The sequence below is a fragment of the Streptomyces changanensis genome (genome assembly GCF_024600715.1).
In the GTDB taxonomy this organism is placed as follows: Bacteria; Actinomycetota; Actinomycetes; order Streptomycetales; family Streptomycetaceae; genus Streptomyces; species Streptomyces changanensis.
Genome location: NZ_CP102332.1, coordinates 6,063,869 through 6,078,192 on the forward strand (window position 1 = coordinate 6,063,869; position 14,324 = coordinate 6,078,192).

At 71.3% G+C, this 14,324-nt stretch carries 5 protein-coding genes and 1 pseudogene; 4 read left to right on the top strand and 2 right to left on the bottom strand.

The genetic code is table 11. The features are described 5' to 3' along the window. Positions 1-118: 118 nt before the first annotated feature. The 4 genes from NRO40_RS26565 to drmB are packed head-to-tail and all read left to right on the top strand — an operon-like array spanning position 119 to position 11,923. On the top strand, positions 119-4,888 hold the full coding sequence (locus tag NRO40_RS26565) for a sacsin N-terminal ATP-binding-like domain-containing protein (protein WP_058945159.1): 4,770 nt from the start codon (positions 119-121) through the stop codon (positions 4,886-4,888). Further along, a complete protein-coding gene (locus NRO40_RS26570) occupies positions 4,873-6,801 on the top strand; it encodes a UvrD-helicase domain-containing protein (protein WP_058945158.1) in 1,929 nt (642 codons plus the stop codon). The genes NRO40_RS26565 and NRO40_RS26570 overlap by 16 nt, the downstream gene beginning before the upstream one ends. Continuing rightward, on the top strand, positions 6,798-10,061 hold the full coding sequence (locus NRO40_RS26575; RefSeq protein WP_058945157.1) for a helicase-related protein: 3,264 nt from the start codon (positions 6,798-6,800) through the stop codon (positions 10,059-10,061). The genes NRO40_RS26570 and NRO40_RS26575 overlap by 4 nt, the downstream gene beginning before the upstream one ends. Then, the gene (gene drmB, locus NRO40_RS26580) at positions 10,058-11,923 is read left to right on the top strand and encodes a DUF1998 domain-containing protein (protein ID WP_058945156.1); all 1,866 of its coding nucleotides are present in this window, start codon (positions 10,058-10,060) and stop codon (positions 11,921-11,923) included. Before NRO40_RS26575 ends, drmB begins: the two co-directional genes overlap by 4 nt. 103 nt (positions 11,924-12,026) lie before the next feature. Here drmB and NRO40_RS26585 read toward each other — a convergent pair whose 3' ends face one another. Together NRO40_RS26585 and NRO40_RS26590 are read right to left on the bottom strand one after the other, a co-directional pair. Next, entirely contained in the window at positions 12,027-13,013 is a 987-nt protein-coding gene (locus tag NRO40_RS26585) for a DNA cytosine methyltransferase (protein WP_058945160.1), read from the bottom strand. A 170-nt stretch (positions 13,014-13,183) separates the two neighbouring features. Continuing rightward, positions 13,184-13,903: pseudogene (locus tag NRO40_RS26590) on the bottom strand (DUF899 family protein). Positions 13,904-14,324: the final 421 nt, after the last annotated feature.

The window sequence follows — 14,324 nt, forward strand, 5'->3', positions numbered from 1 at the left end:
CCGGAACCCGACCGGCTTGCCGGAGCGTCATCACCATCACGTGCACCGTGCACCTCGTCCGAAGACAGCACCGTCCGCCCGTCCCTCCCGCCCCACCGTCCCGAAGTGGAATCCATTCGTGGCCGACCCGCAGTCCCCCGTGATCCGCACCGTCGTCGAGCAGTCCCTCCGCGTCCTGGAGACCTACCGCATCGACCCGGGCCTGATCCCCGAGCACGCCAACGGAGAGCGCCGTATCACCCAGGGCGGGTACGGCGACCGTCAGCTCTTCGAGCTGGTCCAGAACGCCGCCGACGAGATCCGCGAAGAACCCGGCGGGCGGATCCACGTCGTGCTCACCGACACCCACCTGTACTGCGCCAACCAGGGAAATCCGGTGACCGCCGAGGGCGCGGAGACCATCCTGCGCATGAGCATGTCCCGCAAGCGCGGCGGTCAGATCGGCCGGTTCGGCGTGGGGGTCAAGTCGGTCCTGGTGGTGACCGACGCTCCCGAGTTCTTCAGCCGCAGCGGCAGTTTCGGCTTCGACCGGGCGTGGTCGTACGAGTTGATCCGGAACGTGCCCGGCGTACGCGAGCGCCACGGTGACGAATTCGACGCGCCCGTGCTGCGCATGGCCCGCGAGCTGGACACGGCGGCCGAGCGCCTCCGGGACCCGGTGCTGGACGAGCTGTCACAGTGGGCCACCACCGTGGTCCGCCTGCCCCTGCTGCCCGGCGCCGCCGACCGGCTGGGCAAGGACATGCACGGGCACCAGGGAACGGCCAGTCACGAGTCCCGTGAGGAGTTCCCGTCCGGCTTCCACCTGTTCTCCCCGCACGTGGGCCAGGTGGTCCTGGAGGACCGCCGGCCCCGCCCGATCGCCCGCCGGGCCCTCCACGCCGCCCAGGACGGCACCCTGCGCACGATCCACGAGGAGCGCGTCGGAAAGCCGCCTGCCACCTCGCAGTGGCGGGTCTTCACGTACACGCACGAGCCGACCGAGACCGCCCGCCGCGATGCCGGCGAGCTGCACGACAGGGTGTCCATCGACGTGGCCTGGGCCGTTCCGGCCTACCGCCCGGACGAGCGGACCGGTCTGCTCAGCGCCGCCGATGCCCGTGGCCGCGGCAGGTTCTGGTCTTTCTTCCCGACCAAGTACGAAATGACTCTCAGCGGCGTCCTGAACGGTGCCTGGAAGACCAACGAGGACCGGCAGAACTTGCTGGACTCCTCGCCGTTCAACGTCGAGATGATCCAGGTCGCGGCCCGCCTGGTGGTCGAGTCGCTGCCCGAACTGGCCCCCGCCGAGGATCCCGGCGCCTATCTCCCGTTGCTGCCCGGCCGCACCAAGGGCGTCGAGGTCATCAGCTGGGCCGACCGGCTGCTCACCGAGCAGATCTGGGCCGCCACCGCGGTGCGCCCGTCGCTGCCGGACCAGGACGGGATCCTGCGCACCCCCGACGCACTCAACATCCATCCCGATCTGGGCCGCGACACCACCTCGCAGAACCGCTGGCTGCGGACCTGGCACGCGTACGCCGGACGACCACGCGACTGGGTGCACCCCTCGGTCGAGGCGACGGACCTGCGATCGGGCAAGATCCAGCACATCCTGGGCGCCGCGGGCCGGCAGCGGGCCTCAGTCGTCGAGTGGCTGGAGGCGCTGGTCTCCGACGGGTCCGCGAAGGCATCGGACGCCGCGATCCGGATCGTCGCCGACATGATCGAGTCGAACGCCCCCTGCGCCACCGAGGCCCGTGGGGCGAGGATCGTGCTCACCGAGGAACACGGCCTGGTCGCCCCGGTGGGCGGTGGTGTGGTGTACCGGCGTGCCGAGGAGGACGGCCTGCGGGAATCGCTGGTCTACGTGGACCGGGCCCTGTCCGACGATCCGTCGCTCTCCTCCGCCCTCACCACCCTCGGCATCCAGGAAGCCGACGTACGGGGGCGCTTCGTGAGCGTCCTCGACGAGGGTTTCGACGCGTACGGCCCGCAGGAGTGGAACCGGTTCTGGGAGCTGTTCCACCGGGCGGGTGCGTCCGTGGTCGGCCATGAGGTGACCAAGAGGGTGAAGGCGCCGATGGACACCCTGAAGGTGCGCACGGCGGACGGTCGTTTCCGCACCATGCGCGATTGCATGCTGCCCGGTGTCGTCGTCACCGCGCAGAGCGACCCCGGCGTCGCGGTGGACGTGCGCTTCCACTCCGACGACGTGGGCTTCCTCCGCGAGTCGGGGTTGCGCGACCGCCCCACCTCGGGCCACAGGCCCGGGGCGGAGCCCTGGTTCGAGGAGTACCGCGAGGCCGTGCACAAGGCGTACTGCCGCACGCTCGACGACCGCGCCGGCCGGCCGTCCCTCGCCCGGACCAGGCTCGAGGGTGCTCCCGTCGGCGGACCCCTGCACCTGCTGCCCCGGTTGTCGGACGAGGCCCGCGCCGCCTTTCTCCGGGCGCTCCCCGACGATGCGCTGATCGAGAACTGGACCCTGCAGATCGGCGCGCAGACCGGCACGCGCAGGACCGCCCAGTCCCCTATCCGGTGGATGCTGACGCGGTACGGACGGGTCGCCACCTCGCAGGGTCTCAAGCCCCTCAAGGAGGCCGTGGGCCCACAACTCGACGCCTACCGCGACGTCCTCCCGGTGGCCTCCGTCAGCATCGAGAAGGCCCGCAAACTGGGACTCGCGGACAGCGTCGAGAAGGTCCGGTCCCAGCAGTGGGAGCAGCTCCTGGAGAAGCTCCAGGCGAGCGAGGACGACGTCTTCGTCGGCTCCACCTACGCCCTGTTGACGCGCTTGGGAATCGACTTCCCCGAGGACTCCCTGACCCGCTGCCGGGTCGGTGACGCCTGGGACACCCGGGAGGACGGTGAGATCGCCGTCGCCGCGAACCCGGAGGAATACCGCTCGCTGCGGGCCGAGCGGGTGCCGGCACTGCTGATGCCGGACCAGAGTTCCGCCGACCTCATGGTCGAGCAGTGGGGCATGCTGCGCCACGACGACGTCGTCAGCCGAGAGACCCGGCACGAGTCGACCGTGGAAGCGGTGCCCTTGTCCGAGGACTTCCCCACACTCCGCCAGAGGATGGGAACCTCCGTCGCTACGTACTCCCTGCTGCGCTGCTCCACACTGGAAGAAGTCGTCCGCACCCCGCGCGGCGCCCGGGCGAAATCCCTGGAGAGCGCCCGCCAGGGCAACGTGATCAAGGTGCTGGACTCGTTGGACCGGCTCGACATGCTCCGGGCCGTGGACCGTGAGCTGGGCCTGCGGATGGGCGAGGCGGGGTGTCGCGCGGTACTGGACGCCCAGATCCGCCAGGAGCAGGACGAGAAGGTGCGGTCCGCGCTCAAGGCGATCCGCGAGGCCGAGGACGTGACGGCCAAGCTGGAGCTGCTGATCGGCGCGGAGGCCCTGCGCGACCGGCTTCCCGCCGGACTGATGGAAGCCGAGCGCCAAGAGCTGGACGGGCAGGCACCCACCGGGCGTCGGATCGCCCAGATGGCGTTCAACGCGCACGGCGACACCGTGCTGAAGACCCACGCCCGCGACATTCAGGAGCGCTTCCCGGGCGCTCCGTCTTCCTACACCGGAGGTTCTGCGGCGGTGTCCTTCGTGGCCGACCTCGGGCTGCCCGCCCCCTTCGCCGGCTACCGGGCCCCGACCCTCGAGCAGAGTGTGACGGTGGAGGGCCCCCGCGACTTCCCACGCCTCCACGACTACCAGGAACGACTCGCCCTCAACATCTTCGAGATGCTCGACCGGCTGGCCCCGCAGCGCGCCATGCTGTCGCTGCCCACCGGCGCCGGCAAGACCCGTGTCACCGCTGAGGCCGTCATCCGCTGGGTCAAGCAGGCCGGCGACCTGAAGGGCCCCATCCTGTGGATCGCCCAGACCGAGGAACTGTGCGAACAGGCCGTGCAGAGCTGGCAATTCGTGTGGAGCAAGGCCGGTGCGCGGACCCGGCTGACGATCAACAGGCTCTGGACGTCGAACGAGGCGGCACCCGTGACCGACGGGCCGCAACTCGTCGTCGCGACGGACGCCAAACTCCACGTGTGCCTGGACACCGACCGGTACGCCTGGCTGCGGGACGCCGCCCTGGTCGTGGTGGACGAGGCGCACGTGGCGACCAGCCCCCGCTACACCGACGTCCTGGGACTGCTCGGTCTCACCCAGCACCGGACCGAGCGGCACCTGCTCGGGCTCACCGCCACCCCGTTCCGCGGCCACAACGAGGAGGAGACCCACCGCCTGGTCAACCGGTTCGGCGGGCGTCGGCTGGACGAGGGCGTCTTCCCCTCGGACGACGCCTACGGGCACCTCCAGGAACTGGGTGTGCTGGCGCAGGTCGAGCACCGCGAGCTGACGGGCGGCACCATCGAGCTGTCCCGCCAGGAGCGGGAGAGCGCCGAACAATTCAGTCTGCTGTCCAAGGCCGCCGAACAGCGGCTGGCCGACGACCACGACCGCAGCCGCCGCATCGTCGCCGAGATCGCGTCCATGCCCGACGACTGGCCCGTGCTCGTGTTCGCCACGTCGGTGGAGCACGCCAAGTACCTGGCCGCCCGGCTGAAGGACCACGGCATCTCCGCCTCCTCCGTGGACTCCACCACCTCCGACAGCGACCGGCGCGCCCGTGTCCGCGACTTCCGCGACGGCCGGGTGCGGGTGCTCACCAACTACGGCGTCCTCACCCAGGGCTTCGACGCCCCCGCCACCCGCGCGGTCGTCGTCGCCCGGCCCGTGTACAGCCCCAACGTGTACCAGCAGATGATCGGACGCGGTCTGCGCGGCCCACGCAACGGCGGCAAGGACACGTGCCTGATCCTCGACGTCCGCGACAACGTCCGGAACTTCGACACCGCCCTCGCCTTCACCAAGTTCGAGCACCTGTGGAGCACGAAGTGACCCTCCTGCCCGAGGACGGACCCCTCCTCACGCCCGAGCAGCAGGCCGTCGTGGACCAGTCATGGGACACTCGCCTGCTGGTCACGGCCGGGGCGGGCACGGGCAAGACCCACACGCTGGTACGCCGCATGGACGCGCTCGTCGGCCACACCGACCCGGACGAAGCCCTGGAGGCAGGCGAACTGCTGGTGCTCAGCTTCTCCCGGGCCGCCGTCCGCGAGCTGCGGGACCGGATCGTCCGGCACGGCGAACACGCCCGGAGGGTCCGCGTACAGACCTTCGACTCGTGGGCCTACTCCCTGCTGGTGCAGGCGTACCCCGATGCCGACTGGTCGGTGCACTCCTTCGACGACCGCATCCGGGTGGCGACCGAAGCGATCGAGAAGGGCGCGTTGAAGAACCTGGAGTCCGGCCCGCCCGCCCACGTCATCGTCGACGAGGTACAGGATCTGGTGGGGGCGCGTCGCGAGATGGTGGAGTCGCTGCTCGACCGGCTCCAGGACTCCTGCGGATTCACCCTGGTCGGCGACTCCGCCCAGGCCATCTACGACTTCCAGATCAAGGACCCGGACGAATACGCCGACCGCGCCGACCTCTTCCTCCGCTGGGTACGCACCTCCTACGCCGACGACCTCGTCGAGCTGCGCCTGACGCGGAACTTCCGGGCCGTCACCCCCGAAGCCCGCACCGCGCTGCCGCTCGGCCCCGCCGTGCAGGGCATCGGCAGTGCGCGCGAGGGCGCGGACGCCGCGGCCGAGCGACTCCACGGGGAGCTGCGCGAGCTGCTGCTCGACGTTCCCGGCCTGGGCTCGCTCACCGACTCGTTCACCCTGGACTCCCTGCGGTCGTTCCCCGGCACCTGCGCCATCCTCACCCGCGACAACCGGCAGGCCCTCCTCGTCTCCGAGCTGCTGCACACCCACGGGGTGCCGCACGCCCTGCGGCGCTCGCTCCAGGACCGGCCGGTCCCGTACTGGGTCGCCGAGCTGCTGCGCCGTACCCAGGCCACCACGCTCACCGAGGAGCGGCTGCGCGACCTGCTCGCCGGCATGCCGTCGCCCGAAGGCACCGACGCCGACCGGGTGTGGCGAGCCCTGCGGGTGGCGGCGCGCGGCAGCGGTCCGGGGACGCTCGACGTGACGCGGCTGCGCCGGCTGGTGGTGGAGCGGCGCTTCCCCGACGAGCTGGCCGACCCACAGCCGGCCCGACTGGCCGTGTCCACGGTGCACCGGGCCAAGGGCCTGGAGTTCGACCGGGTCGTACTGCTCACCCCGCCGACCATGGCCGAGCTGCGCCGCCGCAACGCCGGACTCGACGTGCCCGGCGAGACGCGCGCCCTCTACGTGGCGATGACCAGGGCCAGGGAGGACTTGTACCGCGTCGCCGCGCCCGACACCGTGACGCTGCTCAAGCACCGGCCCACCGGCCGCTGGTACCGAGGCGTCCCGAACGTGCGGCACAGGTGGCGGCGCGACGGCGTCGAGGTGCGGGCCGGCGACGTCTGCGCCCTGGAACCGGCCGGTGCCCCGGACGACGCCCCGGGCACACAGGCGTACCTGCTGGAGCGGGTACGGCCCGGTGACGCGGTGACGTTCCGGCTGCGCGACACCCTCCCCCTGGGCCCCGAGCAGAGCCCTCGCTACGCGCTGGTGCACGGGGGACGGGAAATCGGTGACGCCTCCGACCGCTTCAGGAGCGATCTGTACTCCGTCCTGAAGGTCGGCACGGACTGGGAGATCCAGTGGCCGGAGGAGATCTCCGGTCTGCGGCTCGACTGCCTGGAAACGGTCGCGGGCAGCACCGCCGCCGGGGTCAACGCGGGCCTGGGTGACCGTGGGGTGTGGATCGCCCCCCGCATCAGTGGAATCGGACGGTTCCGGCGGTCCGCCGGAACCGAGGAGGAGCAGGAATGACCATCCACGCAGGACGGCACGCAGCGCACTACGAGGTCCGCGAGGACCTGGTGGCCCGGCTCCGCCGGGAGCTGCTGGGCCCCGACGTCGACGCCTCCGCCGAGGACCGCGCCGAGGTGCTGGACCAGGACGCCCCGATCACGCGCTACCCCATGGGTGTGCTCTTCCCCCGCCCGGCCGATGCCGAGGCCGACCTCCGTCTCCGTGAGGACGCCGCCGAGGAGGAGGGCCTGGACGAGGAGCCGGTGAACGGGAGGGACGACCCCGAGGAATCCGCGGCGGCCGGGGAGCGTCCCAACGCCGGTGACCGGCGCCCGTCCACGGTCGGTCTGACCTTCGCCGTCGACCTCACCGAGTGCCGGGAGATCGTGGTGTCGGCGCGCGCCGCCGTGTACGAGCCGGAGGACGCCGAGGGCCGCAGGGTCCCCGCCCGCCGCAGCGAAGCCCGTACCACCTCCGACCAGCGGGAACGCTGGCGTCGGGTGGAACTGGACCTGCCGGACACCACGATCGACGTGACGTACCCGGGGCGGGGTGCCTCACGTGATCTCGTCGACGGCGCGGCCCGACTGGACGTGCACGTGCGCCGCCCGTCACCCGAGAGGGGAACGGTCACCGTCACGGTCACCCTGGTCAACATCCAGAAGGTGGGTGAGCGGGAACTCCAAGATGCCTTCGCCCTCTTCCAGACCGGTCTGACGGTCCGGGCCGCCAATGGTTCGAGCGCGTTCGTGGAGCGTCCCACCGGCCTGTCCGCCGTGGACGCCGAGCTGGAGGCCGGCCGGCTGCTCCACCGGCACGCCCCCACCTTCGCCACCGGCCACGGCTGCGCCGCGGTGTGGGACTGGACACCGCCCCCGATCGGACTCACCGAAGTGGTACGCGCGGGCGTGACGGAGGTGCGCACCGAGTTCGTGCCCACGCACGAGGTGCTGCTCACCGACTCCAACCCGGAGATCGACGATCGCGCCCTCACCATGTTGGGCCTCGCCACGGCGGCCGACACCGAGGTGATCAGCGCCCTGGAGGGCCTGGCCGCGGGATACGAACGGTGGATCGACCGGAAACGGGTCGAGGCGGCCGCGCTCGCCGGCACTCCGCACGAGAAGGCCGCGAACGTCCAGGTCGAATCCTGCGGCGAGGCCCTGGAGCGGATCCGCGGGGGAATCGCGCTGCTGCGCGACAAGCCCGACCTGATGCGGGCCTTCCGCCTGGCCAACCGGGCAATGGCGACCCAGCGCGCGCGGAGCGCCTGGGTGAAGGGCGGCCGGGTCGGCGAGCCGGACCTTCCCGCGGCGCGCTGGCGCCCCTTCCAGATCGCCTTCGTGTTGTTGTGCCTGGCCGGGGTGGACGACCCCGAGCACCCTGACCGGGACCTGTCGGACCTGCTGTGGTTCCCCACCGGCGGCGGCAAGACCGAGGCGTACCTGGGTCTGATCGCGCTGACCACCTTCCTGCGCCGGATGCGGCTCGGGGCGGCGGGCGGCGGTGTCACCGTCCTGATGCGCTACACGCTGCGCCTGCTCACGCTCCAGCAGTTCGAACGCGCGGCGATCCTCATCTGTGCCATGGAGCGGATGCGGCGTGAGAACCCCGCCGAACTGGGTCACGAGGAGATCTCCCTCGGTATGTGGGTGGGCCGTTCCGCCACCCCGAACACCCTGGAGGTCACCGCGCGGCAGCTCCGCGCGGCCCGTGCCGGCAAGGTGCTCCAGAAGGAGAACCCGGTCCAGCTCCATGCCTGCCCCTGGTGCGGGACCGCCCTCGACGCCCACCACTACGCGGTCGACGAGGAAGCCGTCCGGATGGACGTGCGCTGCCCGGGCAAGGACTGCGCGTTCACCGACGGACTGCCCGTCCACCTGGTCGACGAGACCGTGTACCGTGCCCGGCCCACGCTCGTCATCGCCACTGTCGACAAGTTCGCCTCGATGCCATGGCGCCCGCAGACCGCCGCACTCTTCAACCGCGACCGGCAGGGTTCCACCCCGCCGCCGGAGCTGATCGTGCAGGACGAGCTGCACCTGATCTCCGGCCCGCTGGGCACCCTGACCGGCCTGTACGAGACGGCCGTGGACGTGCTCGCCGACCGCCCGAAGGTGATCGCCTCGACGGCGACCATCCGTCGCGCCGCCGATCAGGGCAAGGCCCTGTTCTCCCGTGACGTACGGCAGTTCCCGCCCGCCGGACTGGACTCCCGCGACTCCTGGTTCGCCGTGGAGACACCGGCCCGCGACAAGGCGTCCCGCCGGTACGTGGGCCTGCTCGCCCCCGGCACCAGCCAGTCCACCCTGCTGGTCCGCGCTTACGCCACTCTGCTCCACCAGGCGATGCGCGCCGACACCACGCAGGAGGTCCGCGACGCGTACTGGACACTCGTCGGCTACTTCAACAGTCTGCGTCTGCTGTCCGCGGCCGAACTGCAGGTCCACGACGACGTCGTGGCCCACCTGGAGTACCTGGCCGACCGTGACGCCTGCGAGCCCCGCTCGGTGGGAAGCTGTTCCGAGCTGACCAGCCGGGTCGACGCCAGCGACATCCCCGCCCGCCTGAAGCAGATCGAGCGGCGGCTGCCGAGCGGTGACGTGGTGGACGTGCTCCTGGCCACCAACATGATCGCTGTGGGTGTGGACGTCGACCGGCTCGGCCTGATGGCCGTCATGGGGCAGCCGCAGACCACCGCCGAATACATCCAGGCCACCAGCCGCGTGGGCCGTGCCCACCCCGGCCTGGTCGCGGTGATGCTCAACGCCGGCCGCTCCCGGGATCGTTCCCACTACGAGAATTTCCAGCACTTCCATTCCGCCCTCTACCGCGAGGTCGAGTCCACCTCGGTCACCCCTTTCTCGGCCCGCGCGCGTGACCGCGGCCTGCACGCGGTGATCGTCGCCCTGGCCCGCATCCTGATCCCCGCCGCCCGTGCCGACGAGGCCGCGGGGAACATCGACCTCTTCCTGGACGAGCTGAGGGCGGAGATCCGCCCGCGAATCCTCGAACGGGTGCGCAACGTCTCCCCCGAGGCGACCGCGGTGAAGGAGGTGTCTCGGGTGGCCGCCGCCTTCGACGAGTTCGTCGACTGGTGGTATGAGGAGGCCGAGGCGCACGGAGGCCTGTACTACGAGCCGAAGCGCGGACGCCGCGTCCCCTCGCTGCTCAAGCCCTACAACGACGCCATGGAGGACGTCGAAGCGTGGGAGACCCTGTGGTCCCTCCGCGACGTCGACGCCGAGTCCGCCCTGTTCATGGAGGCATCCCGATGACCCCGCCCCCGCCCCGCCGCCGGCGCGGCACCGACGGCTCCGCCGCACCGGCCCGCAGCCTGCCCCGCCGTGGCGCCGTCCGCCGAGCCCAGGCCATCACCACATACGGGGTGGGCGCGCTGATCGCCGTGGAGCAGGAGTCGTTCATCGTCTCGGGCATCGACGACGCCGACGGGCAGTGGCGCCGCGACGAGGCCCCGGTGATCCACGAGCCGCGCCTCGCCCGTGTACTGGGCGTGAACCGGTTCCGCCTCCCGCCCGCCTCCGGGGACGACAGCCGCGACGGCATCCGCGTACGCCGCTTCCCCCTGTGGCACCACTGCCCCGGCTGCCACGCTCTCGACCACGTGAGGAAGTTCAACTCGCCGCCCGGACGGAACGAGTGCGCCGAGTGCTCCGAGGCGCTGGTGCCGTCCCGTTTCGTCGTGGCGTGCGAGGACGGGCACATCGCCGACTTCCCGTACTGGAAGTGGCTGCACCGGGGGCGACGTGGCGACGGCGAAGCCGGGTTCTGCGGCGGCCGGATGAGCCTGCGCTCCTCGGGACGGACCTCCTCGCTCCGATCGGTGGTCCTGTCCTGCTCCTGCGGTGTGCCGGAAGTATCCATGGAGGGGTCCTTCCGGCGCGGCGCCCTCAAGGACCTGAACATCCGGTGCGAGGGCAGGCGGCCCTGGCTGAAGGACGCCCCCCAGCTTCTCTGCTCGCAGCCTCCCCGCACCCTCCAGCGCGGTTCTTCCTCGGTGTGGCAGCCGGTGCTCCGCTCGGCGCTGTCCATCCCGCCGTGGAGCGACACACGGGTGCACGCCCTGGACCGGCACTGGGACAAGCTCCGCACTTGCTCCACCCTCGCCGAGATCGAGATCCACCTGAAGTACATCTTCGACGGGGCCCCGTCACCGGTGAGTCCCGAGCAGGTCAGGGAACTGCTCGCCGCGATGGAGGCCGAGGACCCCACCGGAGAGGACGGCCCGGACCTCGACCAGGAGCAGCGCTACCGGGCCCTGCGCGACCTGGAGTACGAGCGGCTGTGCACGGGCAACCCGGAGGACTCCGGCCACCACACCGAGCAGTTCGTCTGCGAGCCGCCGAGCGGCGACGGAATACTGCCGGCTGGCCTGGGCCTCCTCCCCCCGATGTTGGTGAAGAAGCTGCGCGAGGTCCGCGCGTTGAAGGCATTCACACGGGTCATCGACCCCGAGACCTCCTCCGAGGGGCACGAGGCGGAGCTGTCCCTCGCTCCCACCGGCTGGCTGCCCGCCATGGAGGTCCATGGGGAAGGCGTCTTCCTCCGGCTCGACGAGGAGAGGATCGACGCCTGGGCCGAGCTGCCCGCCGTCGCCGCCCGCGTGGAACGCATCCGCCACCGACACCAGCGGGTCCTCGCCGAGCGGGCCTCCGACCCGGCCCGGGTACCTCCCTCTCCCGCCACCCCTCGCATGGCCCTGCTGCACACCCTCGCCCACGTCATGATCAACGAGTGGAGCCTGGACTCCGGTTATCCGGCCGCCTCGCTCCGCGAGCGGATCTACGCGGGTGACGAGATGGCCGGCGTGTTGATCTACACGGCGACCAGTGACTCCGCCGGGAGCCTCGGCGGCCTGGTGGCCCAGGGCGAGACCGACCGCCTCGCCCAAGCCGTGCGCTCGGCCGTCCACCGCGCCGAGTGGTGCTCTGCCGACCCGCTGTGCATCGAGACCGAGACGTCCGGTGCGGGCGGCACCAACCTGGCCGCCTGCCACGCCTGCGTGATGCTCCCGGAGACCAGCTGCGAGCACAACAACGGGCTCCTCGACCGTGCCCTCCTCGTCGGCACCCCGGAGGACCCGTCGATCGGCTTCTTCTCCCACCTGCTCACCCGGTGAACACCGGGAGGTGACGTAGGGGTGGCAGGCGGGCAACGGCCTGCCACCCTCCCCGGTCGGTCGGGCGGCGCGGGCGTCGGCCCGGCGGGGCGGGCATCGACGCTCAGCGTGCCAGAGCGGCCCGGATCGCGAGCCCGAGTGCCCTGCCCACCGGAGGCGGTGACGCATGGGCAGCCTGGCGGTAACGCGCCGTCTTCCGGCCGGCGAACCGCCAGTCATCCGGAAACCCCTGGAGTCGTGCCGCCTGCTCGACGGTCAGCGCCACCATGCCCTTGACGCCGAGCGAGAGGTCCCACGGGAAGTCGGGCCCCGGGGGCGCGTCGGCGACGGTCCCGCCGTTCACGCGCATGCGGGCCCAGGAACGCTTCGACCCCGTCGGTCCCAAGTCGGCTCCGCCACGGTTCCAGGAGCCGCCCACCAACGTCGGGGCGACCCGGTCGGCTTGTGCGGCCCAATCGGCCGCGTGGGGCCAGCCGCGCGCCCCCATGGAGGCACCCAGCGCCTCACCCACGGTGAGCGGGCGCTCGGCCGCGGGCACCGGGGTCGTGAAGTCCTCGATGGCGTCGCCCTTGAAAGCCACCAGGATCCCCTGCTTTCGGTCCTGAGGCACGCCGTGGTCCATGGCATTGAGCACGAACCAGCGGTGCCGGTATCCGAGGTGTTCGAGCTCGGTGGCGACGTAGGCGCGGATCGGCTCGTACGCCGGCCTGGAGACCAGGTCGGGGACGTTCTCGATGAGCAGGGCCCGTGGCTGCACACCGTGCATAAGCATGATCGTCGCTTCGAGGACGCGGATTTCCTCCGCACTGTTCTCACGAGCGACGGCCGCGTTCGCCTTGACCCGGGGGAGACCGGCGGCCAGGAGGTCCACGTCATAGGTCGCCTGATGGTCCACCGGGTCGAAGTCCAGCAGGTCGGCTTCGAGGACCTTCCACTCGGGACGGTTCGCGCGCAGCGTCTCGCAGGCGACGTCGCGGTTGTCCAGGAGCATCACGGGGTCGAAGCCGGCCTGCTCCAGGCCGAGCGCGAGGCCGCCGGCGCCGGCACACACGGCGAGGCAGCCGAGACGTTCGAGACGGGACTCTTCCATGATCACCGTTCGTGCTCATCGGGACACGCGACCCGGGGTGGCTGAGGCTCCCGTCCACCGCTGACGTCGAGCCGTTGCCGACGGTCGAGGCGGTCGGAGTCCTGGGCGTCGGTGATCGTATCGTCTGACGCGGGTCGCTGACGAGCCGTCATCCTTGATGAGCTCGGGCGTCAGGGGCCGGGGGTGGGGTCGTCGGAGCGGCCGGTCCCGAGTCGTGACCACTGGGGGATGGGGTGTCCGTCGCTCCGCAGGCGGATGTGATCGGCGGGAGTTCCCTGGACGCGGGGCCAGCCGGAGGGCGAGGCCTCCCACAGCTCCTGACGTCCGTACACGGTGAGGTCCATGAGCGCGTAGCTGTAGTTCATGGCCTCCACGCCGCGCAGGGTCGTCCAGTAGGTCTCGAAGACGCGGTCGCCGTCCCGTCCCGTAGGTGGCACACGAGGTGAATCATGCCGACGTGGCGGCCGACCAGGAGCGCGTCCAACGAGGGGACCGCCGAGTACCACGGGACGTCCCAGCCCATGACTAGGTGATGTCCTGCGAGTGGAGGAGGACAGCTCCTCGACCTGGGTGGTGACCCACGTGCAGCCTTCCCACTGCTCCGCCGCGGGGTGGCCGTGGCGCCACATGAGGTAGTAGGCGATGAGTTGTCGGCGCCCCTCGAACGCTTCGAGGAGGGTGACCGGTCCGTCCGGCCCGGTCAGTTCGAGGTCGGCGGCCACCTCGCCCATGGGCAGCTGCCGTCGGGCCGTGGCGATCGCGTCGCCTTCCCGGGTGTGCGCCTTCTCCCGCACCCGCAACGCGTCCAGTTCAGCCTGGAAGGCGGCCCGGTCGGACACCGCCGGCAACGTCGGCGCGCGGTCGGCCGTCCTGTTCTCCCGTTCAGTCATGACCTCGTCCTCTCGTCGCTCCGCCGGCCGCCTCGGGGTCGGGGTCGGGGTCGGGGTGCTCGGACAGTTGCTTGACGCGCAGCAGGCGGGTCTCCCAGGAGCGGCCGGGTCGAGTTCCCGGGCCAGCGCGCCGAGCCGTGCGCCGACGGCGAGGTGGACGACCTGGCGTCCGCGCCGCTCGGACTCGACCAACCCGACCTCGCGCAGCACCTCCAGGTGCTTGACGATCGCCTGCCGGCTCACGGGCAGGACCTTGGCCAGCGCGGACGCCGACATCGGGGTGGGTTGCAGGTCTCTCGTTGAATCCGCCGGCACATCCGCCGGGAGGGGGCTGCGGGAGCCGGATGCACGGCCTTGTTGCCCGCTGATGGTGATCTCCGCGGGCGGGGGAGGGGGTGGTGTCGTCGTCCGCGCTCGTTCC

Excerpts from the sequence above, each read along its gene's own strand:
- drmB (WP_058945156.1), top strand. The coding sequence starts at position 10,058 with ATGACCCCGCCCCCGCCCCGCCGCCGGCGCGGCACCGACGGCTCCGCC.
- NRO40_RS26585 (WP_058945160.1), bottom strand. The coding sequence starts at position 13,013 with ATGGAAGAGTCCCGTCTCGAACGTCTCGGCTGCCTCGCCGTGTGTGCC.
- NRO40_RS26575 (WP_058945157.1), top strand. The coding sequence starts at position 6,798 with ATGACCATCCACGCAGGACGGCACGCAGCGCACTACGAGGTCCGCGAG.